The 22,606-nt window shown below is 65.5% G+C and carries 21 protein-coding genes; 5 read left to right on the top strand and 16 right to left on the bottom strand.

Annotated elements, in window-relative coordinates; translation table 11 throughout:
* Window positions 1–79: 79 nt before the first annotated feature.
* The 3 genes from ACOJTD_RS07460 to ACOJTD_RS07450 all read right to left on the bottom strand — a co-directional run bounded on the left by ACOJTD_RS07460 (window position 80) and on the right by ACOJTD_RS07450 (window position 3,124).
* Window positions 80–1,084 (bottom strand): TRAP transporter substrate-binding protein, encoded by a 1,005-nt coding sequence (locus tag ACOJTD_RS07460; RefSeq protein ID WP_420132286.1) that lies wholly within the window; start codon window positions 1,082–1,084, stop codon window positions 80–82.
* Between the two features lie 204 nt (window positions 1,085–1,288).
* Window positions 1,289–2,863 (bottom strand): 2-isopropylmalate synthase, encoded by a 1,575-nt coding sequence (locus tag ACOJTD_RS07455; protein WP_420132285.1) that lies wholly within the window; start codon window positions 2,861–2,863, stop codon window positions 1,289–1,291.
* A gap of 108 nt (window positions 2,864–2,971) precedes the next feature.
* Entirely contained in the window at window positions 2,972–3,124 is a 153-nt protein-coding gene (locus ACOJTD_RS07450; RefSeq protein WP_156332375.1) for a hypothetical protein, read from the bottom strand.
* A 290-nt stretch (window positions 3,125–3,414) separates the two neighbouring features.
* On the opposite strand from ACOJTD_RS07450, the gene bioB reads away from it, so the two are divergent.
* A complete protein-coding gene (gene bioB, locus ACOJTD_RS07445; RefSeq protein WP_420132284.1) occupies window positions 3,415–4,425 on the top strand; it encodes a biotin synthase BioB in 1,011 nt (336 codons plus the stop codon).
* A gap of 72 nt (window positions 4,426–4,497) precedes the next feature.
* On the opposite strand, the gene ACOJTD_RS07440 is transcribed toward bioB, so the two are convergent.
* The 4 genes from ACOJTD_RS07440 to ACOJTD_RS07425 all read right to left on the bottom strand — a co-directional run bounded on the left by ACOJTD_RS07440 (window position 4,498) and on the right by ACOJTD_RS07425 (window position 8,131).
* The gene (locus ACOJTD_RS07440) at window positions 4,498–5,214 is read right to left on the bottom strand and encodes an NUDIX hydrolase (protein WP_420132283.1); all 717 of its coding nucleotides are present in this window, start codon (window positions 5,212–5,214) and stop codon (window positions 4,498–4,500) included.
* An 8-nt stretch (window positions 5,215–5,222) separates the two neighbouring features.
* Complete coding sequence (locus ACOJTD_RS07435) at window positions 5,223–6,245, bottom strand: ABC transporter substrate-binding protein (RefSeq protein ID WP_420132282.1); 1,023 nt, start codon at window positions 6,243–6,245, stop codon at window positions 5,223–5,225.
* A gap of 58 nt (window positions 6,246–6,303) precedes the next feature.
* Window positions 6,304–7,095, bottom strand: coding sequence for an ABC transporter permease (locus ACOJTD_RS07430; RefSeq protein ID WP_420132281.1), 792 nt, complete (start codon window positions 7,093–7,095; stop codon window positions 6,304–6,306).
* Between the two features lie 226 nt (window positions 7,096–7,321).
* A complete protein-coding gene (locus tag ACOJTD_RS07425) occupies window positions 7,322–8,131 on the bottom strand; it encodes an ABC transporter ATP-binding protein (RefSeq protein ID WP_420132280.1) in 810 nt (269 codons plus the stop codon).
* Window positions 8,132–8,235: 104 nt separating this feature from the next.
* Between ACOJTD_RS07425 and ACOJTD_RS07420 the strand changes: the two genes are divergently transcribed.
* Both ACOJTD_RS07420 and ACOJTD_RS07415 read left to right on the top strand, forming a co-directional pair.
* A complete protein-coding gene (locus tag ACOJTD_RS07420; protein ID WP_420132279.1) occupies window positions 8,236–9,021 on the top strand; it encodes an ATP-binding cassette domain-containing protein in 786 nt (261 codons plus the stop codon).
* Window positions 9,018–10,565, top strand: a complete 1,548-nt coding sequence (locus tag ACOJTD_RS07415) for an ABC transporter permease/substrate-binding protein (protein ID WP_420132278.1) — start codon at window positions 9,018–9,020, stop codon at window positions 10,563–10,565. The genes ACOJTD_RS07420 and ACOJTD_RS07415 overlap by 4 nt, the downstream gene beginning before the upstream one ends.
* A 59-nt stretch (window positions 10,566–10,624) precedes the next feature.
* Here ACOJTD_RS07415 and ACOJTD_RS07410 read toward each other — a convergent pair whose 3' ends face one another.
* The gene (locus tag ACOJTD_RS07410; protein ID WP_420132277.1) at window positions 10,625–11,872 is read right to left on the bottom strand and encodes an MFS transporter; all 1,248 of its coding nucleotides are present in this window, start codon (window positions 11,870–11,872) and stop codon (window positions 10,625–10,627) included.
* 100 nt (window positions 11,873–11,972) lie between these two features.
* Between ACOJTD_RS07410 and ACOJTD_RS07405 the strand changes: the two genes are divergently transcribed.
* Window positions 11,973–12,455, top strand: a complete 483-nt coding sequence (locus ACOJTD_RS07405; RefSeq protein ID WP_420132276.1) for a winged helix-turn-helix transcriptional regulator — start codon at window positions 11,973–11,975, stop codon at window positions 12,453–12,455.
* A gap of 31 nt (window positions 12,456–12,486) precedes the next feature.
* Here ACOJTD_RS07405 and ACOJTD_RS07400 read toward each other — a convergent pair whose 3' ends face one another.
* The 5 genes from ACOJTD_RS07400 to ACOJTD_RS07380 form a co-directional block, all read right to left on the bottom strand.
* Entirely contained in the window at window positions 12,487–13,338 is an 852-nt protein-coding gene (locus tag ACOJTD_RS07400; protein WP_420132275.1) for an SDR family oxidoreductase, read from the bottom strand.
* A 165-nt stretch (window positions 13,339–13,503) separates the two neighbouring features.
* Window positions 13,504–14,733: an ABC transporter substrate-binding protein gene (locus tag ACOJTD_RS07395; RefSeq protein WP_420132274.1), complete on the bottom strand. Its 1,230-nt coding sequence runs from the start codon at window positions 14,731–14,733 to the stop codon at window positions 13,504–13,506.
* A gap of 98 nt (window positions 14,734–14,831) precedes the next feature.
* Window positions 14,832–15,560 (bottom strand): FadR/GntR family transcriptional regulator, encoded by a 729-nt coding sequence (locus ACOJTD_RS07390; protein WP_420132273.1) that lies wholly within the window; start codon window positions 15,558–15,560, stop codon window positions 14,832–14,834.
* A 210-nt stretch (window positions 15,561–15,770) separates the two neighbouring features.
* Window positions 15,771–16,790 carry a ketol-acid reductoisomerase gene (ilvC, locus tag ACOJTD_RS07385; protein ID WP_420132272.1) on the bottom strand — a complete coding sequence of 340 codons (1,020 nt, stop codon included), beginning with the start codon at window positions 16,788–16,790 and terminating at the stop codon, window positions 15,771–15,773.
* Window positions 16,791–16,985: 195 nt separating this feature from the next.
* Entirely contained in the window at window positions 16,986–17,861 is an 876-nt protein-coding gene (locus ACOJTD_RS07380; RefSeq protein WP_420132271.1) for an EamA family transporter, read from the bottom strand.
* Window positions 17,862–18,069: 208 nt separating this feature from the next.
* Here ACOJTD_RS07380 and ACOJTD_RS07375 point away from each other — a divergent pair, with 208 nt between their 5' ends.
* Window positions 18,070–18,468, top strand: coding sequence for a host attachment family protein (locus ACOJTD_RS07375; protein WP_420132270.1), 399 nt, complete (start codon window positions 18,070–18,072; stop codon window positions 18,466–18,468).
* A 6-nt stretch (window positions 18,469–18,474) separates the two neighbouring features.
* On the opposite strand, the gene ilvN is transcribed toward ACOJTD_RS07375, so the two are convergent.
* The 3 genes from ilvN to miaA all read right to left on the bottom strand — a co-directional run bounded on the left by ilvN (window position 18,475) and on the right by miaA (window position 22,537).
* Window positions 18,475–19,017 carry an acetolactate synthase small subunit gene (gene ilvN / locus ACOJTD_RS07370; RefSeq protein WP_420132269.1) on the bottom strand — a complete coding sequence of 181 codons (543 nt, stop codon included), beginning with the start codon at window positions 19,015–19,017 and terminating at the stop codon, window positions 18,475–18,477.
* A gap of 220 nt (window positions 19,018–19,237) precedes the next feature.
* On the bottom strand, window positions 19,238–21,016 hold the full coding sequence (locus ACOJTD_RS07365; RefSeq protein WP_420132268.1) for an acetolactate synthase 3 large subunit: 1,779 nt from the start codon (window positions 21,014–21,016) through the stop codon (window positions 19,238–19,240).
* 573 nt (window positions 21,017–21,589) lie between these two features.
* Entirely contained in the window at window positions 21,590–22,537 is a 948-nt protein-coding gene (gene miaA, locus ACOJTD_RS07360; RefSeq protein ID WP_420132267.1) for a tRNA (adenosine(37)-N6)-dimethylallyltransferase MiaA, read from the bottom strand.
* Window positions 22,538–22,606 lie beyond the last annotated feature (69 nt).

The raw sequence follows: 22,606 nt of genomic DNA, 5'->3' as shown, positions 1-22,606 counted from the left end.
TTTTGGGGCCGGTCGCGCAATGCGGGCGGGAAATACAACGGGCGCCCGGGGTTGTCGCGGGGGGCGCCCGTTCGCAAGGTTAGTTGGTCGGGCCGCCGCCGCTTTCCTTGAGGAATTCGGCGATCAGCGCCTTGCCGACGCGGCCGCCGACGTCGTCGTAAACCGGCGCCATCGCCTTGCGCATCGCGGCGTTCTGCTCCGGCGTCAGGGTGATGATCTCGGTTTTGCCCGACTTCCTCATCTCCTCGAGCGCCTCTTCGTTTTCCTTCTGCGACTGGCTGTTGCCGAATTCGGTGGCTTCCTTCATCGCCTTGTCGAGTTGCCCGCGGACGTCGGCCGGGATGCCGTCCCAGAACTTCTTGTTCACGATCACCGCGTAGCCGATGTAACCGTGATTGGAGAGCGTCATGTGCTTCTGCACTTCATGCATCTTCTGCGTGTAGAGGTTGGAGATCGGGTTCTCGGTACCATCGACGACACCGGTCTGCAGCGCCTGGTACACTTCGGAGAACGCCATCACCTGCGGAATGGCGCCGAGCGCACGGAACTGAGCGTCGAGCACCTTCGATGACTGGATGCGGAACTTCAGGCCCTTGTAGTCCGCGGGCTCGATCAGCTTCTTGTTGGCGCTCATGATCTTGAAGCCGTTGTCCCAATACGCCAGGCCGGTGATGCCCTTGGCGTCGAGCAGCTTGAACAGCTTGGCGCCGACCGGGCCATTGGTCACCTTCCGCAACGCCGCGATGTCCGGGAGGATGTACGGCAGGTCGAACACTTCGAATTCCTTGACGCCGGCCGGACCGAATTTGGAGATCGAAGGCGCCAGCATCTGCACCGCTCCGAGCTGCAGCGCGTCGAGTTCTTCCTTGTCCTTGTAGAGCTGCGAGTTCGGATAGACTTCGACCTTGACCTTGCCGTCGGTGTACTTCTCGGCAAGCTCCTTGAACTTGTCGGCGGCGAGGCCCTTCGGCGTGTTCGGCGCCACCACGTGGCTGAACTTGATGACGATCGGCGATTGTGCGGCGGCGGGGCCGATCAGGGCCAGCAATGCGGCCGAAGCGGCCGATAGAATCAGCTTACGCATGGGACTTCCCCCTCGATTTTCTGGGTGCGCGGATACGCACAGGCTCACGATCCCCATTACAGAGACTCGGACCCAAAAGCCATTGTCGTTTCGGAGGGTGAGCGGCCGGCGTCGCCCGTGCCGGTGCCATGCTGTGCTGCAAAACAAAACGCAGCGCCGAAGCGCTGCGTTTGATGGCGTACCAAGTGGTGAGTACGTCCGGGATCAGCACGCGACGGCGACCGATGGCGCATCCTGGCCGACGTCGCGCTTGCGCTTGGCGACGATCTTGTTGAGCGCGCCCAGATAGGCCTTGGCCGAAGCGACCAGCGTATCCGGATCAGCCGCGCGCGCGGTCATCGACCTGCCCTCGTGGGCGAGCCGAACCGACACTTCCGCCTGCGCGTCGGTGCCTTCGGTGACGGCGTGGACCTGATACAGCTCCAGCTTGGCCTCGTGCGGCACCAGCGCCTTGATGCAGTTGAACACCGCGTCGACCGGCCCGTTGCCTTCGGCCTCCTCGATCCGCACCTGACCGTCGACATCGACCTTCATGGTCGCGCGCTGCGGTCCGTGGGTGCCGGCGATCACCGTCAGCGACACCAGCTTGATCTGGTCCTGGCCGTGCGTCATTTCTTCGTCGACCAACGCCTCGATGTCCTCGTCGTAGACGTCCTTCTTGCGGTCGGCCAAAGCCTTGAACCGCACGAACACGTCCTCGATCTGGTTGCGCGACAGCTTGTAGCCCAGTTCCTCCAGCTTGTGGATCAAGCCGGCACGGCCGGAGTGCTTGCCCATCACCAGCGAGGTGCCCTTCACGCCCACCGTCTCCGGCGTCATGATCTCGTAGGTCGAGGCATTCTTGATCATGCCGTCCTGATGGATGCCGCTCTCGTGCGCGAAGGCGTTCCGGCCGACGATCGCCTTGTTGTACTGCACCGGGAACGAGGTCGCGGCCGACACCGTCTTGGAGGCGTGGGTCAGCATCGTGGTCTCGATGTTGTTCCAGTACGGCAACTTGTCGGCGCGTACCCGCATCGCCATCACGACTTCTTCCAGCGCGGCGTTGCCGGCGCGCTCGCCGATGCCGTTGATGGTGCATTCGATCTGCCGCGCACCGCCCTGCACACCGGCCATCGAGTTGGCGACCGCCATGCCCAAGTCGTTGTGGCAATGCACCGAGAACCGCGCCTTGTCGGAGTTCGGCACCGTCTCGCGCACCTTGCGGAACATCTCGCGATATTCTTCCGGCACTGCGTAGCCGACGGTGTCCGGCAGATTGATCGTGGTGGCGCCGGCCTTGATCGCCGCCTCGATGCAGCGGCACAGGAAGTCGAACTCGGTGCGGGTGGCGTCCTCGGCCGACCACTCGACGTCGTCGGTGTGGTTGCGGGCGCGGGTCACCGACGAGATTACCATCTCGTACACTTGAGCCGCTTCCATCTGCAGCTTGTACTTCATGTGCACCGGCGAGGTGGACAGGAAGGTGTGGATGCGGCCGCGTTCCGCCGGCTTGATCGCCTCGGCGCAACGGTCGATGTCTTTATGCGCAGCGCGCGACAGGCCGCAGATCACCGAGTTCTTCGAGCGCTTGGCGATCTCGTGCACCGCTTCGAAGTCACCGTCGGAGGCAAACGGATAGCCGGCCTCGATGACGTCGACGCCCATGTCGTCGAGCATCTTGGCGACGTTCAGCTTCTCTTCGAACGTCATGGTAGCGCCGGGGCATTGCTCGCCGTCGCGCAAGGTGGTGTCGAAAATGATGACGCGGTCCTGCTCGGACTTCGAAGTCGTGGTCATGAAAGATTTCCTTGGTTCAGGGCGCCGTCTCTGCGGAGATCTCGGCGCGATTGGGTCTGGCATTCTTGCGATCCCCTGAGTGCCCAGGCGCACGCGCCCAGACGGCCCTCAGGGGCGAATAAGCAGAAGCAGCCCGCCAAGCGCGAGGGTGATCAGCGCAAGGGTCTGAAGCGCGGCCTGACCGATCGGCGCAGCCGGAATCGCGGACGCGGCGATTGCCGCCGTCCCCTGCATCCCAGCCTTGTCGCCGCGAATCGTCATATCCGACACCTTAAGGTCCATCTCGGGCGCGACAACCCTTGCACCACAACCCTTGAAGCCAGGTTGACGAGAGAGAGTCGACGCAAGTCGCCGATGGACCGGACGGCTATCTTTCTAGACGACCTCGCCGAGGGTTCGCAACGGCAAATGATGGGCAAAATCCGCCAAAAAGCGTCAGAAATACTGACCTAAACCATCGTCGGACCGCCCTTCCGCCGACGCGGGTTTCCTCCCTTGGCGAAACCCCTTATGGCTTGGCGTGAGCTGACATCCAGCATGGAGCGACTGCGTTGAACTCGATCGATCTGGCCTCGCTGGCCGCCGCGACCCCGACCCTGCGTCACGACTGGACCCGTGAGGAAGCCGCCGCGATTTATCATTCGCCGTTCGCCGATCTGATCTTCCGGGCGCAGACCATCCACCGCCAGAGCTTCGACGCCAATGCAGTGCAGTGCAATCAGCTGCTCAACGTGAAGACCGGCGGCTGCGCCGAGGACTGCGGCTATTGTAGCCAATCGGCGCATCACGACACCGCCCTGCCCGCCTCCAAGCTGATGGACCCGGCCAAGGTGATCGAAGGCGCACGGGCGGCGCGCGACGCCGGCGCGACGCGCTACTGCATGGGCGCGGCCTGGCGGTCGCCGAAAGAGCGCGACATGGCGCCGATTATCGAGATGGTGAAGGGCGTCAAGGCGCTCGGCATGGAAGCCTGTATGACGCTCGGCATGCTGAGCGACGATCAGGCCAAGCAGCTCGCCGACGCCGGCCTCGATTACTACAACCACAACGTCGACACCTCCGAGGAGTTCTATTCCTCCGTGGTGAAGACCCGCAGCTACTCGGATCGTCTCGATACGCTCGAGAAGGTCCACGACGCCGGCATCAAGGTGTGCTGCGGCGGCATCCTCGGCCTCGGCGAGAAGCCCACCGACCGTGTCGAAATGCTGCGCACGCTCGCCAACCTGCCGCAGCATCCGGAGAGCGTGCCGATCAACATGCTGATCCCGATCGAAGGCACGCCGATCGCCAAGACCGCGACGCCGGTCGATCCGTTCGAATTCGTCCGCACCATCGCGCTGGCGCGCATCATGATGCCGAAGTCGGACGTCCGCCTCGCCGCCGGCCGCACCGCGATGAGCGACGAGATGCAGGCGCTGTGTTTCCTCGCCGGCGCCAACTCGATCTTCATCGGCGACACGCTGCTGACCACGCCGAACCCCGGCGACAGCAAGGACCGCGCGCTGTTCGCCCGCCTCGGCATCACCCCGCGCGACGACCTCGGCGTGCACGCGCACGGGTGAGCGACGACTTCCACCCCCCGTCATGGCCGGGCTTGTCCCGGCCAGGACGGGTTACTAGTCTGTTAGCAACAACTAATCATCCCCGTGCAGCAGCATCGTCAGATACGCTGTCACGAACCGCGGCATGGTCGGCAGGAAGTCGGCTTTCGACCGCACCAAATGGATGCCGCTCAGCTCCGGCTTGGTCTCGCGCGCCAGGAAAGCCTCGATCCGCGCCTTGAGCGCATCGCCCGGCTGATCGACATCGAGAATCCGCAGCATCGCTACCAGCGGGCCGGCCTCGACGCAGTGCCAGTGATCGGCGGCGTGATAATCGAGCCGGGTCAGCCCGGTCTCCTCCTTGACCTCGCGGGCGACGCTGGAGGCGATCTCCAGCCGGCGATTGCGGACGTCGGAGGGATCGGGCGTGCCGCCGGCGAAATACACCTTGCCGGCATTGGCCGTGTGGGCGCCCATCACGCCGAGCACGATCGCGCCGTCACGGGCGCGGATCACGCCCATGCCGAAGCCGTTGAACACCGACGCGTCCGGAAAGCCCCAATCGCGCCAGGCCATGAAGCTGGCAAAGTCGGTCTCGAAATACTCGGCGCTGAAATACACGCCGTCGAATCGTGGCTGCCGTCCGAGCAGCACGCGGCCGTTCCACAACTCCGGCTTGTCGCTTTGACGCTCTGTGAAATGCGCGTCGATGTCAGGGCGTCGCTTCTCCGCGAACGGCCAAGCGTGATCGCCGACCCACAGGTCCAGATTCGTAACGCGATGGATCGTGACAGGAACGTCAGGGGTCACTCAGGCACCTATCTGGCGGCGCCCGACGTCTTCGCCTGTTCGACGAAGGCGTTGGTGTAAGTCTTCGTGACGTCGATATTGGCCTTCGCCACGTCAGGCGAACTCGCGCTGAATACCGCCAGCACGGCCTCGGCGCCCTTCGGGTCCATCAACCCCGTGGTCGAGTACATCGGGATCGTGTTCTTGAGTGCGGCGACGTATTGCGCCTTGTCCTTGCCAACAATGTTCGGCGGCATCTTGTCGGCGATCTCCTCGGCTGAATGCGCGTGGATCCAAGCCAGCGTCCCGAGGATCGCGTGGGTCAGGCTCTGCGCTTCCTTGGGGTGCGCCTTGATCCAGGCCGTGGTCGCATACAGCGCGCCGCCCGGATAGTCGCCGCCGAACACTTCGCGGGTGTCGTGCTCGGTGCGCGTATCGCTGAGGATGCGCAGGTCGGCATGCGCCGCCTGCAGGATCGTCACCGCCGGATCGAGCATCACCGCGGCGTCGATCTGGCCCTGCTGCATCGCCGCCACCGCCGTGGCGCCGAGCCCGACGCCGATCACCGAGACGTTGTTCGGATCGACGCCGTTCTTCTTCAAGAGATACTTCAGGAAGAAATCGGTCGACGAGCCCGGCGCGCTGACGCCGACCTTCTTGCCGGCGAGATCCTTGATCGACTTGATCTCCGCGGTGTGGCCGGGCGACACCGCCAGCACCAGCCCGGGATAGCGGTCGTACACCACGAAGCTCTGCATCTCCTGCTTCTTGGCGGCGAGATTGACGGTGTGGTCGAAATAGCCGGAAACGACGTCGGCGCTGCCGCCAAGGACGGCCTTGAGCGCATCCGATCCGCCCTTGAGGTCGACAAGTTCGACGCTGAGCCCGGCCTTGTCGTATTCGCCAAGCTGCTTGGCCAGCACCGTCGGCAGATAGCACAGGCAGGCGCCGCCGCCGATCGCGATCGTGACCTTGCTTTGCGCCGACGCGACGCCGGCGCTGAGCAGGACCGCCGCGAGCGCGGCGACGATGGACTTGAAACCGGCCTTCATGGCGTCTGTTCTCCCCGGACGAAACGGTCAGGACAATATGCCAAAGCAGCGCCGGGCTCTAGTCCGCCGGCTGCCCGCTCGGCTGCGGCCGCCACACCAGCAACCGCCGCTCGACCAGGCTGACGGCGAGGTCGATGACGATCACGAACACCGACAGCACGAACATCCCGGCGAACACGCCGGCGACGTCGAACGCGCCCTCGGCCTGCTGGATCAGATAGCCGAGCCCGGCGGCGGCGCCGAGATATTCACCGACAACTGCACCCACCACCGCAAAACCGATCGCGGTATGCAGCGACGAGAACATCCAGGACAGCGCCGACGGCCAGAACACGTGGCGCATCATCTGCCGTTCGCTCATCCCCAGCATCCGGGCGTTGTCGACCAGCGTGGCATTGGTTTCCTTGACGCCCTGATAGACGTTGAAGAACACCACGAAGAACACAAGGGTGACGCCTAGGGCGACCTTCGACCAGATGCCGAGCCCGAGCCACAACGTGAAGATCGGCGCCAGCACCACGCGCGGCAGCGCATTGACCATCTTCACATAGGGATCGAACACCGCGGCGACCCGCGGCTGCCGCGCGAACCAGAACCCGACCAGCACGCCCGCAAGCGAGCCGATCGCGAAGGCCAGCAGCGACTCCCACAGCGTGATCCACAAATGCTTCCAGATCACCCCCGACGCGAACCAGGCGGCCACCTGCCTGGCGACATCCACCGGCGTCGAAAAGAAGAACGGCGGCAATAGCAGCTTGCCGGCAATCGGCACCGTACTGAACACCTGCCACACCACCAGCGCGGTGATCGCGACGAGCAATTGCAACGCGAGAAGCTTCAGCCGCGGCATGGCGAGGCTCCCATACGCTCGCCTCTTCGTTGCCCAGCAACGAAGCGCCTCCGCTCCCCTCCCCCTTGCGGGGAGGGGTCGGGGGTGGGGGTCCGCAACGGGAGCCTGTCCTTGCAGCGCCACAACGAAAGCCCATCCTCGCGGCGCCCCCACCCCAGCCCTCCCCCGCAAGCGGGAGAGGGAGCGCGCCCTGCTCGGCGCGGCTCAGCGGTCAAAATCAAAAACATCACGCCACCGCCCCATACGCCTTCATCACCTGCTCGCGCAGCACGCTCCAGATCTCGCGATGCAGCGTGTGAAACTCAGGGGTCAGGCGGATTTCGAAGATGTCGCGCGGGCGCGGGAGATCGACACGCCAGTCACCAATAATGCGCGACGACGGGCCGGCCGACATGATCACCACGCGATCGGCGAGCGCGATTGCTTCTTCGAGATCATGGGTGACAAACAGCACCGCCTTGCGATGCTTGCTCCACAGCTCGAGCAAGAGGTTGCCCATGATCTGCCGGGTCTGCGCATCGAGCGGGCCGAACGGCTCGTCCATCAGCAGGATCTTCGGATCGCGGATCAGCACCTGTGCGAGGCCGACGCGCTTGCGCTGACCACCTGACAGCATGTGCGGGTATCTCTGGGAAAACGCGCCGAGCCCGACCGTTTCCAACCAGCTTTGCGCCCGGGTCAGCGCCTCGGCGCGCGGCGTGCCGGCGATTTCCAGGCCGATCGCGACGTTGTCGCGCGCGGTCTTCCACGGGAACAGCGCATCGGCTTGAAACAGATAGCCGGCCTTGTCATTGAGGCCCGCGAGCGGCGCTCCGAAGATCCGCGCCTCGCCCGCTGCCGGCCGCAGCAGACCGGCAGCGACGTTGAGCAGCGTGGACTTGCCGCACCCGGTCGGCCCGACGATGGCGACAAACTCGCCGTCCGCGACCGCCAGCGAGGCCTGCTCCACCGCGGTGTAAACCCGGCCGCCAGTCAGCTTGAATGCCACTGTTGCGTCCTGCAGCGCGACCGCCGCCGATCCCGTTCCGTCCTGCACGCGCCCTCCCCGCATCGTTGGGATCCGACCATTCAACGTCACGAGCCGACATGCAAGCCCGGCCACGCTTTATCACGGCAAGCGGCCGTGCTACCCCGCCAGACATGAGCGACGCCGCGCCGATGATTGCCTACACCCGCGTCGACAAGAGCTTCGGCCGCATCAAGGCGGTCGACGGCGTATCGCTCAGCGTGGCACGCGGCGAATTGCTCGCCATCGTCGGCGGCTCCGGCTCCGGCAAGACCACGCTGCTGCGGCTCGCCAACCGGCTGATCGAACCGGACGCCGGCACGATCAGCATCGACGGCGACGATGCGCGCAGCATCGATCCGATCGCGCTACGCCGGCGCATCGGCATGGTGTTCCAAAGCGGCGCGCTGTTCCCGCATCTGTCGGTCGCCGCCAATATCGGCATCACGCCGAAACTGCTCGGCTGGTCGCGTGCCGACACCGCCGCCCGCACCGACGAACTGCTCGATCTGGTGCGGCTCGACCGCGCGCAGCACCGCGACCGTTTTCCGCATGAACTGTCCGGCGGCCAGCGCCAGCGCGTCGGCGTCGCCCGGGCGCTCGCCGCCAAGCCAAACATCGTGCTGATGGACGAGCCGTTCGGCGCGCTCGATCCGCTGACCCGCGATGCGCTCGGCGAGGATTTTCGCGCGCTGCACCAGCGGCTCGGGCTCACGACCATTCTGATCACCCACGACATCACCGAAGCGCTGCTACTTGCGGACCGCATTGCGGTGATGCGGTCCGGCCGCCTGCTGGCGCAGGGAACGCCGGACGAACTCATCCGGAGCACTGAGCCGTACGTGGCGGAGCTGCTGCAGACGCCACGCCGGCAAGCGCAGCGGCTGAGTGCGCTGCTGCCACAGGGCGGCGTGGCATGAACCTGTTCGCCGATCCGCGCTGGCGCGAGGCGCTCGGCAATCTGCCGGACTATCTCGGCGCCCATGTCCGCGTCAGTCTCGTTGCACTGGCTCTGGGGCTGATCGTCAGCCTTCCGCTGGCGATCGTCGCACGCAACCGTCCCCTGCTAAGCGGCGCCCTGCTCGGACTTGCCGGCGTAGTGCAGACCATTCCAGGCTTGGCGCTGCTGGCGCTGTTTTATCCGCTGCTGCTGGCGCTCGCGGCGCTGTCGATGAGCGCATTCGGGATTAGCTTCTCGGCGTTCGGCTTCCTGCCCGCGGTACTGGCGCTGGCGCTGTATTCGATGCTGCCGGTGCTGCGCAACACCATCACCGGCCTCGATGCCGTCGATCCGGCGCTGGTCGAAGCCGCGCAGGGTGTCGGCATGACGCCGCGGCAGGTGCTGACGATGGTCGAGCTGCCGCTGGCGCTACCCGTCATCATGGCGGGCATCCGCACCGCCGCGGTGTGGGTGATCGGCACCGCGACGCTGTCGACGCCGATCGGCCAGACCAGTCTCGGCAACTACATTTTCGCCGGGCTGCAGACGCAAAATTGGGTGCTGGTGCTGTTCGGCTGCGCCGCCGCCGCAGTATTGGCGCTGGCGGTCGATCAATTGCTGGCGCTGATCGAGCGCGGCCTGCGGCTGCGCAGCCGCCTCCAGATCGCGCTGGGCAGCCTCGGCCTCGCCGCGCTGATCGCCGCGACGCTGCTGCCGGGCCTCGCCGGCGCGCGATCGACCTACGTGGTCGGCGCCAAGACCTTCACCGAACAATATGTGCTGGCCGAACTGCTCGAGCAGCGCCTGCAAGCCGCCGGCCTCACCGCCACCACCCGCGCCGGCCTCGGCTCCAGTGTGATCTACGACGCGCTGAAGAGCGGCGACATCGACGCCTATGTCGATTACTCCGGCACGCTGTGGGCCAATCAGTTCAAGCACCCCGGCATCGCGGCACGGGACCAAGTGCTCGCTGATCTGAAAACCGACCTCGGCAAAGACGGCGTCACGCTGCTTGGCGAACTCGGCTTCGCCAACGCCTACGCGCTGGTGATGCCGCGAGCCAAGGCGGAAGCGCTCGGCATCCGCTCGATCGCCGACCTCGCCGCCCGCGCGCCGTCGCTGACCATCGCCGGCGACTACGAATTCGTCTCGCGGCCGGAATGGGCCAATCTGCGCAGCGCCTATGGGCTGGCGTTCAAGACCGAACGGCAAATGCAGCCCGACTTCATGTACGCGGCGGTCGCCTCCGGCGAGGTCGACGTCATCGCCGGCTACACCTCGGACGGGCTGATCGCGAAGTACGACCTCGTGGTGCTGGACGATCCCAAACAGGCGATCCCGCCTTACGACGCGGTGCTGCTGCTGGCGCCGAAACGGGCCGATGATGCGAAGCTGCGGGGCGCGCTGACGCCACTGCTCGGCCGCATCGACATCGCGGCAATGCGCGAAGCCAATCTCCGCGCCGCCTCCGGCGATGGCCCGCCGGAAGCGGTCGCGCGCTGGCTGTGGGACCGCGTGAAGTAAGTCTCGATGCGCACCAGCGAGCTCGGCCGAACCGATAATCAGCCGGTGAGGCTGTTCGATCAGCCATCGACGACGCTGCGGCACACCGGCTCGGAAGCGTCGCTGGCACCGACACGACGCGTGCCGGCCCAGAACAGCAAGGCGACCGCGCTGAAGGCTGTGCCCAGCATGCAGACGCCGTCCCAGCCTAAAGCCGCATAGGCCGTCGTGCCAGAAATTGCGCCGAGCGCGCTGCCCGCCGAGTAAAACACCATGTAGCCGCCGACCAGCCGGCTGCGCGCTTCGGGATGGCGGGCAAAAATCACGCTCTGATTGGTGACGTGCACGGCCTGCACCGCGAGGTCGAGCACGACGACACCGGCGAGCAGAAGCGGGATCGACCACGGCAGGCATGCGATCATCGCCCATGACAGCAGCGCCAGTACGAGCGCCGAACCCGTCGTCGCCTGAGCGAAGCCGCGGTCGGCGAGACGCCCCGCTCCCATCGCCGCGGTCGCTCCGGCGAGCCCGACCAGGCCGAGCAGTCCGATCTGCGTGCTCGAATAGTTGAAAGGCTCGGCGCTAAGCGGCAACACGATCGCCGTCCAGAAGGCGCTGAACGTCGCGAACATCAACAGCGCCAACACACCGCGCACCAGCAACACCCGGTCCCGCAAAAACAAGGCGGGGACGGACCGCAAGGTCACCGCGTAGCTGTCGGTGCTGGCGGGCAGGACGTTGCGCGGCAGGACCAGCATCAGCAGCCCGACCATCACCGCCGTGAGACCGGCGGATGCGACATAGACGGTTCGCCAGCCACCGAGATCAGCGAGGACACCGGCAACGATGCGGGCCGCCAAAATGCCGATGACGACGCCGCTGGTGACGCTGCCGACCACCCTGCCACGCTCGGCCGGCGTCGCCAGCGCCGCCGCGAAGGCGACCAGCACCTGGACAGCGACTGCGAGGGTCCCCATCGCCGCCAGGCTGACAAATAGCACGACCTCGGTCTTCGCCGGCGCGACGGCGAGCAATGCGACGATCGACAGAACGCCCTGCCCAACGACGAGACGGCGGCGATCGACCAGATCTCCGAGCGGAACGATGAAGATCAACCCCAGCCCGTAGCCAACCTGCGTGAGTGTGACGACGAGGCCGATCGCAGCGGCGGAAACTCCGAAGTCCCTCGCGATCGGATCGAGCAGCGGCTGAGCAAAGTAGATATTGGCGACGCTGAGGCCGGCCGCAATGGCGAAGATCAGCGTGGTGGTCCGCGATAATCCGGCCGCCGGTCCGGACCGTTGTTCCGCATCACGCCGGATCTGCATCTGCACCTCTCCATCCCATTGGTCTCATCATGAGACCACTTGTCCGGATCGGCTTCTAGTTCTATTTTAAGACCAGATTGGGCGATGGAGACATGCCGTCATGGCCAAGCGGGTCAGCCATTGGAACGCCGGATGCCCCGTTGCGCGCGCGCTCGATGTCATCGGCGACTGGTGGTCGCTGCTGATCATCCGCGACGCCTTCGATGGCGTGCGCCGCTTCGGCGAATTTCAGACCAGCCTCGGCATCGCCAAGGGCATGCTGGCGACGCGGCTACGCGACCTGACCGATCGCGGCATCCTGAAAACCGCCCCGGCTTCGGATGGCAGCGCGTACAACGAGTACGTCCTGACGAACAAGGGACGCGGCCTGTTCCTCGTCATCGTCGCGCTACGGCAGTGGGGCGAACAGCATCTCTATCAGGCCGACGAACCGCGCTCGTCGATGATCGACCGCCAGACCCGCGCTCCTATCCCGCGGCTACAGCTCCATGCCAAGGACGGTCGGCGTCTGACCTGGCGTGACACCGAGGTGCTGAAGGTCGCGCCGAAGAGTCCCGGCCCGGCGGCGCGCCGGGGTCGGTGAATCCGGTCGCTCGTCAGCGCTCAGCGCGGCGCTACGCCTTCCGCTTCAACCCCAGCCGGCTCGCCACGATCCTGTCGACCCAGCGCTGCGGCAGCTTGGTCGAGACCCAGAACCGCATCGGGCCCGGCGTCACGACGTAGTGCGCTTTCGGCTTCGGCGATGTCAGCGCGTCGTAGACATGCTGGGCGATCGTCTCCGGCGGCAGGCCGCTGGCGTCCATCTGCGGCAGCATCGCGCGGATCTTCTGCAGCGCCGGATAGAACGGCGATGCCGTAAATCGCGACAGATCCTCCTGCTCGGCCTTGGCCCAGATCGGCGTCTTCACCGCGCCCGGCATGATCGTCACGACGTCGATGCCGAACAGCATCATCTCGCGCCGCAGCCCGTCGGACAGGCCGTTCAGCGCGTGTTTCGAGGCCGAGTAAGCGGCCATCAGCGGATTGCCGAACTTGGCAGCGATCGACGACATCATCACGATCCGCCCCGGCGCGCCGCGCAGCGACGGATCGGTACCGAGCAGCGGCGCGAATGCCTGCGTCGCGACGATCGGACCGATCACATTGACCTCGAACTGCCGGCGAAACTCGTCGGCCGACAGGTCGATCACCGGGCCAGACACCGCAATGCCGGCGTTGTTGATCAGCCCCGTCAACCGCTCCCCGCCGAGCGCGGCCCGGACCTCATCGGCCGCCGCACGGATCGCCGGCTCGTCGGTCACGTCAAAGATCAGTGGCTTGAAATTCGATCCGAACTCCCCGATCAGCCGCTCCGCATCGGCCGCCTTGCGGACGCTGCCGAACACGCGAAAGCCCTTGTCCAGCAGCAGCTTCGTGATGGCATGACCGATCCCGGTGGACACCCCGGTAACGACGACAGATGGCATTGATCCGCTCCTTGCGACCGGGCGATGTTAGCACAGCCACATGAAAACGGGACCGCGTCACCGCGATCCCGCTTGGTATTCGAATAAGAAGCGAAATAAATGCGAGGCCTCCACCCTCACGCTGCTCGCTCCCCTGCACGCGGTGAGGTAAGACGCCGCCGACGCTTACCGGCCGGCCACCGCAACTTCGCCCTTGATGACGTCGCCAAAACGCTGCCAGCGCTCGCCCTTGAAGGTCATCATCTGGAACTGATCGATCGGCGCGAAGTCGGTCGGCGAGGTGTTGACGGTGACGCCCGGCAGTAGGCCGTCGAGCTGGACGTCCTTCATGTTGGCCGCCTGCTTCATCAGGTTCTCGTGGGTCAGGTCGTCGCCGCACATCCGCAGCGCCTCCGCCATGGTCTGCGCGATGCTGTAACCGGACAGCACGGTGCTCTCCATCGCCTTGCCTTCCGGAATGTACTGCTCGACGAAGGCATGAAACTTCTTCATGCCCGGATCGTCGTTCCACTGCGGATCGGTCGGATCCTTTGCGAAAGTCGCCGATACAATATTCTGCGCGTTCTCGAGCCCAGCCGGCTTCAGCACGGTGCCGAGCGAGGACGATGCATTGGGCACGATGTGTAGCGGCTTCCAGCCGAGCTCGGCGAGCTTCTTGATCGATTGCGCGGCGAACTTGCCAGTGGCGAACGAGAACACCGTATCGGCGCCGGACGCCTTGAGCTTCACGATCTGCGAATCGATGGTCGGCTCGGCGACTTCGTAGCTCGCCTCGGCGACGATCATCGACGCAGCCTTGTCGCCGAGACCTTCCTTCAGGCCGCGGACATAGTCCTTGCCGAAATCGTCGTTCTGATACAGCACGCCGATCTTGGCGTTCGGCTTCTCCTTCAGCAGATACTTGGCGTAGGCGGAGGCTTCAGCCTCGTAGCTCGGCAGCCAGCCCATGCTCCACGGGAATTGCTTCGGATCGTTCCAGCGCGTAGCACCGGTGGCGAGGAACAGCTGCGGCACCTTGCGGGCGTTGAGATACTTCTGGATCGCCGCATTCGACGCGGTGCCGGTGTTGCCGAAGATCGCCATCACCTCGTCGCTCTCGACCAGCTTGCGGGTCTGCTCGACCGTCTTGGGCGGCGAGTAGGCGTCGTCATAGGAGATCAGGTTGATCTTGCGGCCGTTGATGCCGCCCTCTTCGTTGATCTTCTTGAAGTACGCCGCGTAGGTCTTGCCCAGAATGCCATAGGCCGAGGCCGGGCCGCTGTAGGGGACAGTGTTGCCGAGCTTGATCTCGGTGTCGGTGGCACCGGTGCCGTATTTCTTCTGGGCCAGCGCCGGGCTCGCGGCGAGCACCGCGATCGCGGCCGCGATGGCGGCTACGGAAGTCGTCTTACGCATTTTTGATCCTTCTTCTTGCGTTTCCTCGATGCGGCTGTTGCCGCGCGAAGCTCACCCGTTGGCCAGGGTTGTTGAGGCGCGTCGAATGCGCGCGTGTTTCAGGTCGTATCGGACGGAGGGGCACCGCCCTGCTCGGCCAGCGCGCGCACGTCCGCGGCGGCGGTCTCCGTGTGTCGCCGCACCAGCGCAGCGGCGGCCGCTTGGTCGCGTGCCTCGATCGCAGCGACGAAAGCACGATGATCGTCGAGCGATCGGCGGCGAACCTCATCAGACTCGAAATAGCGCTGCCGCCAGCGCCGGCTCATCAGCATCAGCGGCGTCAGCGTGCGGACCAGAATGCGGTTCTGGCTGGCGGCGACCATCGCCAGGTGAAAGTCCACATCGGCATCGGCCGGATTGCCGCCGGCCTCGATCATTGCCGCGTAGCTGTCGAGCAGACCGTGCAGCTTGACCAGATCGCCGTCGCTGCGACGCTGGCAGGCCAGCTGCAGCGCCTGCCCCTCGCAGACGATCCGGGCCTCGGTTACGTCGCGCGTGACTTGCGGATCGAAGGTGAGCCCGAGATCGGCCTGCAGCACCAGCGCGTCGAGGCCGCTATCGTCCACCGCGTTACGCAGGAAGATGCCCGACTTCGGCTTGCGCTCGGTGATGCGCATCGCGTCGAGCACCGCCAGCGCCTCGCGCACCGAACTGCGCGCCACCCCGAACCGTTCGGACAGCTCCCGTTCCGACGGCAGCCGGTCGCCTTTCGCCAGCCGATGATGCTGCACAAACTCCAGCGTCTTGCGCACGGTGTGCGAGGTTTCGGAACTCAGCGGGGCGCTCATGCCTGACCCTACCAATCTGGTCAGACCAGATCAAGGCGTCAGCATGCGGCGGATTGCGCCGCGCCTTTGCAGGCGGGACGAGACGGGCCCCTTCCCACAAATGAAAACGGGACCGCGTTGCCGCGATCCCGTCTCGCTCAATACCGAATTCTTGCGCCAAGCACGGCGGCTCCCTCGCCCCGCTCTTGCGGGGAGAGGTAGCAACCCAGCTTAGTTCTTCGACTTGTCGACCAGCGCGCCCTTCTTGATCCAGGGCATCATCTCGCGCAGCTTGGCGCCGACTTCCTCGATCGGGTGAGCGGCGAGCTTGGCGCGGGTGGCCTTGAACGACGTCTGGTTGACCTTGTTCTCCAGCATCCAGTTGCGGGTGAAGATGCCGTTCTGGATGTCGGCGAGCACGCGCTTCATCTCGGCCTTGGTCTCGGCGGTGACGATGCGCGGGCCGGTGACGTATTCGCCGTATTCCGCGGTGTTGGAGATCGAGTAGTTCATGTTGGCGATGCCGCCTTCATAGATCAGGTCGACGATCAGCTTCACTTCGTGCAGGCACTCGAAGTAGGCCATCTCCGGCGCGTAGCCGGCTTCCACCAGCGTCTCGAAGCCGGCCTTGATCAGCTCGACCAGACCACCGCACAGCACCACCTGCTCGCCGAACAGGTCGGTCTCGCACTCTTCCTTGAACGAGGTCTCGATGATGCCGGCGCGGCCACCGCCGATCGCCGAGGCGTAGCTGAGGCCGAGGTCGTGGGCGTTGCCCGACGGATCCTGGTGGATCGCGATCAGGCTCGGCACGCCGCCGCCGCGCTGATATTCCGAGCGCACGGTGTGGCCCGGGCCCTTCGGCGCGACCATCAGCACGTCGAGATCGGCGCGCGGCTCGATCAGGTTGAAGTGCACGTTGAGGCCGTGGGCGAACAGCAGCGCCGCGCCCTTCTTCATGTTGTCGTGCAGATGATCGCGATAGATTTCGCCCTGCAGCTCGTCGGGCGTCAGCATCATGATCACGTCGGCCCACTTGGCGGCCTCGGCGACGTCCATCACCTTGAAGCCCGCGCCTTCCGCCTTCTTGACGGTCGCCGAGCCCTTGCGCAGCGCGATCGCGACGTCCTTGACGCCGGAGTCCTTCAGGTTCAGCGCGTGGGCATGGCCCTGGCTGCCGTAGCCGACAATGGCGACCTTCTTGCCCTTGATCAGGTTCAGGTCGGCGTCGCGATCGTAGTAAACTCGCATCCTCGTTCCTCGTGTTCGGCGGCCCGTCCCGCCCGTGCTGTGGTGATCGGGCCGTCCCGGCCGACCTTCGAATTGCTGCTGGTTTCTAGGGCGATGGGTGCCCGGAAACAAGCCCGCGGCGGCGAATTGTGGCCCTTTGCGGCGTCATGGCTGCCGCGGCGCGGAATCGGCGGCTTGCGACTTTGGGGTGAAGCGTCAGGCGGTTTCGGGCAGTTCGGGCTTGGCGCGGCCGAACAGCAGCATGATCGCCAGCCCCGCGACGACGATCAGCATGCCGGCCAGCCGTAACGGCCCGAAGACCTCGCCGAACACCAGGCTGGAGGCCCCTGCCCCGATGAACGGCACCAGCAGCGCGAACGGCACCACCTGCGCGGCGCTGTAGGCGTGCAGCAACCGGCCCCAGATCCAGTAGCCGATCGTGGTCGAGCCGATCGACAGCGACAGCATCGCCGCCATCACGCCGGGCGACAGATGGGTCAGCTCCCGCCAGATCACCGGCACGCCATCCGTCATCCATGCGGCGAGCGCCAGCGGTGGCAGCGACGCCAGGCTGATCCAGGCGAACAGATCGAGCATCGGCACGCCCTGCGCCCGGCGCAGCAGAAGATTGGAAAACGCAAACGCGATCGGCGCCGTCATCGTGACGGCGAAGGCCAGCACCGTGAAGTCGTAGCCCACTGTCAGACCGATCATCAGCAGCCCGCAGGCCGCGACGCTGATGCCGATCAGTTGGGCGCGTGTCGGTCGCTCGTTCAGCAGCACCGCCGCGAACGCGATGGTGAACAGCGCCTGGCTCTGCACGATCACCGCGGTCAGTCCCGCCGGTACGCCCTGCGAGATACCCCAACTCTGCGTCAGATACTGCCACACCAAAAGCAGGCTGATGCCGATCCACACCGGCAGTGCCAGCTTCGGCCGCGGCAGCACCAGGCACGGCAGCGCCGTGATAGCGAAGCGCAGCAGGTTGAGAACTGTCGGCGACATCTCGGTCAGCGCGTAGCGCGTGAATACGAAGCCGAGCCCCCAGATCAAGGCAACGATGAGCGCAAGCGCGATATCGGCCGGCTTCATTGGGTCTCCGCCCCGAATCCGCCGGCTCGAAACGCTGCGGCGTTGCCTGGTTCCTAACTGATCCGCCGCCGCCCGATAACCCTTGCGGCGCGCGGATCTGCATCCCGCGCAACGATGACGCAACCCGGAACGAAAAAATCCGCGGCCGGTTCTCTCCGGCACGCGCAGATGAGGATGCGCGAAGTTTCAACGGAGGATCGTTCGACAGATGGCTCTCATTCCGCACAACACCCTCGTCGTCGTGGCCGATGGTCGCGGCGCGTTGCTGCTGCGAAACACCGGCAAGCCGGCCCAGGTAACGCTCCGTCAGGAGCGCAAGCTCGAGCCCGTCAATCTCGAAGACGACGGCCCGTCCGGATCACGCCCCGAGGAGCAGAGCCAGAGTCAGACCGACGAGGCGACCTTCGCCAAGCAGCTCACCAACACCATCAACAAGATGAAGCTCGACGGCGAGTTCGATCAGCTGGTGCTGGTCGCGGACCCGCAGACGCTCGGCCAAATGCGGCCGATCCTGCACAAGACCGTCGAAGCGTCGCTGATCCGCTCGCTCGCCAAAGACCTGACCAACCATCCGCTCGACCAGATCGCCGAGGCGATCGCGGCCTAGCGGAGGTTACATTCCCTCGGCGCCGCGGCCGATGGCGGCGACGCCGGTGCGGACCACTTCGACCAGGCCGAGCGGCCGCATCAGTTCGACGAACTGATTGATCTTCGAGCTGTTGCCAGTGATCTCGAACACGAAGCTTTCCGTCGAGGCGTCGATGACGCGGGCGCGGAAGGCTTCGGCCAGCCGCAGCGATTCGACGCGGTGATCACCGGTGCCGCGCAGCTTGACCATGGCCAGTTCGCGCTCGATCGAGCGGCCGGTCAGCGTCATATCGACCACGCGATACACCGGCACCATGCGGTCGAGCTGGTTCTTGATCTGCTGGATCACCATTGGCGTGCCGGTGGTGACGATGGTGACGCGCGACAGGTGTTTCTGGTTTTCGGTTTCCGAAACCGTGAGACTCTCGATGTTGTAGCCGCGCCCCGAAAACAACCCGATCACCCGAGCCAGCACGCCGGGCTCGTTCTGCACCAGCACCGACAGCGTGTGAGTCTCGTTAGGGTCTTGGCGCTCTTCCATGAAGTAAGCGGATGCGGGCTGGGTCATTTGGATTGCCTGTCGATCTGTGTTCGGAATCTGTCGGTCAATTAGGTTGCGCAGAGCGCCGCTCCACTCTCTGCCGTCATCCCCGCGAATGCGGGGATCCAGTATTCCAGGGCCTCACGTGAGTGGCGCGCGCTCTGGAATACTGGGTCGCCCGGTCAAGCCGGGCGATGACGGCGGGGTGTGGAGCACCGCCGTTGGTAACAATCAGTTCACCACCACCTCACACCAGCGCCTTGCCGCCGGCGAAGGCGGCGGCGGTGGCTTCGTCGGTGGCTTCGGCCGGCAGCAGCATCTCGTTGTGAGCCTTGCCTGACGGAATCATCGGGAAGCAGTTCTCCAACGCGGCGACGCGACAGTCGAACAGCACCGGCTTGTTGACCTTGATCATCTCGGCGATCGCGCCGTCGAGATCGCCCGGCTTGGTCACCTGCATGCCGACGCCACCATAGGCCTCGGCGAGCTTGACGAAGTCGGGCATCGCCTCGGTGTAGGAATGCGACAGGCGATTACCATGGAGCAATTGCTGCCATTGCCGGACCATGCCCATGTACTGGTTGTTCAAGATGAAGATCTTGATCGGCAGTTCGTACTGAACGGCCGTCGCCATCTCCTGCATGGTCATCTGCACCGAGGCGTCGCCGGCGATGTCGATGACGAGACTGTTCGGATGCGCCACCTGCACGCCGAGCGCCGCCGGCAGGCCGTAGCCCATGGTGCCGAGACCGCCCGAGGTCATCCAGCGCTTCGGCTGTTCGAAGCCGTAGAACTGCGCCGCCCACATCTGATGCTGGCCGACTTCGGTGGTGATGTAGGTGTCGCGGCCGCGCGTGCCCTCGTACAGCCGCTGGATCGCGTATTGCGGCATGATCAGGTCGTTGTTCTTCTTGTACGCCAGCGAATTGCGGGCGCGCCAGGTCGCGACCTGCTGCCACCACGGCTTGATGTCGGGCTTCTTGGCCTCGGCCTTGAACACCGCCAGAAGATCGCTCAGCACCGAGGCGACGTCGCCGATGATCGGCACGTCGACGCGGATGTTCTTGTTGATCGACGACGGGTCGATGTCGATGTGGATCTTCTTGGCGTGCGGCGCGAACGCGTCGGTGCGGCCGGTGATGCGGTCGTCGAAGCGCGCGCCGATGCACAGCATGACGTCGCAACCATGCATCGTCATGTTGGCTTCGTAGGTGCCGTGCATGCCGAGCATGCCGAGCCAGTTCTTGCCGGACGCCGGATAGGCGCCGAGCCCCATCAGCGTCGAGGTGATCGGGAAGTCGGTGACCTCGACCAGTTCGCGCAACAGACGGCAGGCTTCGTCGCCGGAATTGACCACGCCGCCGCCCGAATAGATCACCGGCCGCTGCGCGCCGGCGAGCAGCGCCACCGCCTTGCGGATCTGGTTCGGATCGCCCTTGGTGTGCGGCTTGTAGGAAACGTGGACGTCGGTCTTGCGCGGCGGATGATAGGTGCCGGTGGCGAACTGCACGTCCTTCGGCACGTCGACCACGACCGGACCTGGACGGCCCGAGGTCGCGACGTAGAACGCCTCGTGCAGCACGCGCGCCAGATCCTTGATGTCGCGCACCAGCCAGTTGTGCTTGGTGCACGGCCGGGTGATGCCGACAGTGTCGCATTCCTGGAAGGCGTCGTTGCCGATCAGATGCGTCGGCACCTGACCGGTGATGCACACCAGCGGGATCGAATCCATCAGCGCGTCGGCGAGCGGCGTCACCATGTTGGTGGCGCCGGGGCCCGAGGTCACCAGCACGACGCCCGGCTTGCCGGTGGAGCGCGCATAGCCTTCGGCAGCGTGACCGGCGCCCTGCTCGTGGCGCACCAGGATGTGCTGCACGTCTGACTGCTGGAAGATCTCGTCATAGATCGGAAGCACCGCGCCGCCCGGATAGCCGAAGATGTGTTCGACGCCGTGATCCTTCATCGCGCGGACGATCATCGCCGCACCGGTCATCTGGTTCGGATCGTGGCTGTTGCTGTCGCTCATGTTGGGCTCCGGATGCGCCATCGGGCGCTGACGTTCGGGTGGTTCGGACAAGCTGAAGTCGAAGCGTTCGGACAATAAAAAAGGGCCCGTCAAAGGCCCTCAGCGCACCGTCCGTTCGCGGGGTGTACTCTATCCACCCCCGGCGGTGCGCCTGGGTACGACGATGAGAAGCAGATCGGAAATTTTGTGTCGCATGAAGTCGGCTCAGCTTCCCAAAGGTTGCGCGGGACCATACCCCCGAAACCCGCAATGTCAAGGCGTGTCAGCGCTCTGAGGATCACACCTTAGCTGGAATGCGGTGTGTTCGCGAGCCGGAATATTGCGCAGGCGGTATGCTGCGAAGCGCGTGACCGGTGGGTCCGGTTAGCCGGAATCATCCGTCTGTATGTGGCCATCCCCAAGCCCGGCGCCAGCCCCCGCCCCAAGCACGTCATTCCGGGGCGTGCGCTCTTGCGCGCGAACCCGGAATCCCGAGGTTCGGGGGCACATCAGCTTTGCCACAACTGCGAGATTCAGGGTTCGCGCCATCGCGCCGGCTAAGGCCGGCCCGATGCGCGCCCCGGAATGACGGAGCTAGAGGCGTGGGGTGATGGACTGCAGCGCCCCCTGCGCCTCCTCCGGCCTCACCCATTTGAACTCCGGTAACTGGTGCCTAAACCAGGTGAACTGCCGCTTGGCGTAGTGCCTTGTATCGGCGGCGCCGATCACCGCCGCCTCCTCCAACGTCAGTTCCCCACGCAGATGCCGGATCAACGCGGGCACGCCGTGCGCCTTCATCGCCGGCAGCAGCGGGTCGAGGCGCCGCTCGGCAAGCGCCGCGACCTCGTCCAGCGCCCCACCCTGCAGCATCGCGGCAAATCGGGCGTCGATCCGGGCGTAGAGCGCCTCCCGCTCCGGGGCCAGGAAGAACGCCACGACGCCATCCGCCGGCAGCAGCGGCGGCGACGCCTCGCCGTGCCAGTCGGCCAGCGGCCGGCCGGTCGCCAGCACCACCTCGAGCGCGCGGGCGATCCGCGAGCGATCGGCCGGCGCCAGCCGCTCGGCGGCGGCGGGATCGTGCCGCGCCAGTTCGGCGTGGAGTGCCGCCACGCCGTCTCGGTCGAGCCGCAGCCGCACGTCGTCGCGGACCTCCACCGGCACCGGCGGCACCATCGACAGGCCGCGCGTGAGCGCTTTGAAATACAACCCGGTGCCACCGATGAAGATCGGCAGCCGACCTGCCGCCCGTGCTTCCGCCAGCACGCCGGCGGCCGCTTCAACGAAGGCACCGGCCGAGAAGTTCACCGCTGCATCCACCGTGCCGTACAGACGGTGCGGGACCACCGCCTCTTCCGCCGGGGTCGGCCGAGCGGTGATGACGCGCAGGTCGCGATACACCTGCATCGAATCGGTATTGATGACGACGCCGCCCGTGGCTTGCGCCAGCCGCAGCGCCAGGGCCGACTTGCCGCTGGCGGTCGGCCCTGCGATAAGCACGGCCGCCGGCCGCCGGCCGCGCCATTCCGGACCTTCCGCTGTCATGTCGCTCGTCGCCACGCTCATCTGCAATCCGAACAATCCCGCGCTGGATTCGACCGTGATCGAGGGGGC

This window comes from Rhodopseudomonas sp. (genome assembly GCF_048594845.1).
In the GTDB taxonomy this organism is placed as follows: Bacteria; Pseudomonadota; Alphaproteobacteria; order Rhizobiales; family Xanthobacteraceae; genus Rhodopseudomonas.
Note: the sequence above shows the minus strand (reverse complement) of the source record. Positions and strands in the feature narration are given on the sequence as shown.

Coding starts and splice junctions, on each gene's coding strand:
- ACOJTD_RS07460 (WP_420132286.1), bottom strand. CDS start 1,084: ATGCGTAAGCTGATTCTATCGGCCGCTTCGGCCGCATTGCTGGCCCTG.
- ACOJTD_RS07455 (WP_420132285.1), bottom strand. CDS start 2,863: ATGACCACGACTTCGAAGTCCGAGCAGGACCGCGTCATCATTTTCGAC.
- ACOJTD_RS07450 (WP_156332375.1), bottom strand. CDS start 3,124: ATGACGATTCGCGGCGACAAGGCTGGGATGCAGGGGACGGCGGCAATC.
- ACOJTD_RS07435 (WP_420132282.1), bottom strand. CDS start 6,245: ATGAAGGCCGGTTTCAAGTCCATCGTCGCCGCGCTCGCGGCGGTCCTG.
- ACOJTD_RS07430 (WP_420132281.1), bottom strand. CDS start 7,095: ATGCCGCGGCTGAAGCTTCTCGCGTTGCAATTGCTCGTCGCGATCACC.
- ACOJTD_RS07420 (WP_420132279.1), top strand. CDS start 8,236: ATGAGCGACGCCGCGCCGATGATTGCCTACACCCGCGTCGACAAGAGC.
- ACOJTD_RS07415 (WP_420132278.1), top strand. CDS start 9,018: ATGAACCTGTTCGCCGATCCGCGCTGGCGCGAGGCGCTCGGCAATCTG.
- ACOJTD_RS07410 (WP_420132277.1), bottom strand. CDS start 11,872: ATGCAGATCCGGCGTGATGCGGAACAACGGTCCGGACCGGCGGCCGGA.
- ACOJTD_RS07405 (WP_420132276.1), top strand. CDS start 11,973: ATGGCCAAGCGGGTCAGCCATTGGAACGCCGGATGCCCCGTTGCGCGC.
- ACOJTD_RS07400 (WP_420132275.1), bottom strand. CDS start 13,338: ATGCCATCTGTCGTCGTTACCGGGGTGTCCACCGGGATCGGTCATGCC.
- ACOJTD_RS07395 (WP_420132274.1), bottom strand. CDS start 14,733: ATGCGTAAGACGACTTCCGTAGCCGCCATCGCGGCCGCGATCGCGGTG.
- ACOJTD_RS07390 (WP_420132273.1), bottom strand. CDS start 15,560: ATGAGCGCCCCGCTGAGTTCCGAAACCTCGCACACCGTGCGCAAGACG.
- ilvC (WP_420132272.1), bottom strand. CDS start 16,790: ATGCGAGTTTACTACGATCGCGACGCCGACCTGAACCTGATCAAGGGC.
- ACOJTD_RS07380 (WP_420132271.1), bottom strand. CDS start 17,861: ATGAAGCCGGCCGATATCGCGCTTGCGCTCATCGTTGCCTTGATCTGG.
- ACOJTD_RS07375 (WP_420132270.1), top strand. CDS start 18,070: ATGGCTCTCATTCCGCACAACACCCTCGTCGTCGTGGCCGATGGTCGC.
- ilvN (WP_420132269.1), bottom strand. CDS start 19,017: ATGACCCAGCCCGCATCCGCTTACTTCATGGAAGAGCGCCAAGACCCT.
- ACOJTD_RS07365 (WP_420132268.1), bottom strand. CDS start 21,016: ATGAGCGACAGCAACAGCCACGATCCGAACCAGATGACCGGTGCGGCG.
- miaA (WP_420132267.1), bottom strand. CDS start 22,537: ATGACAGCGGAAGGTCCGGAATGGCGCGGCCGGCGGCCGGCGGCCGTG.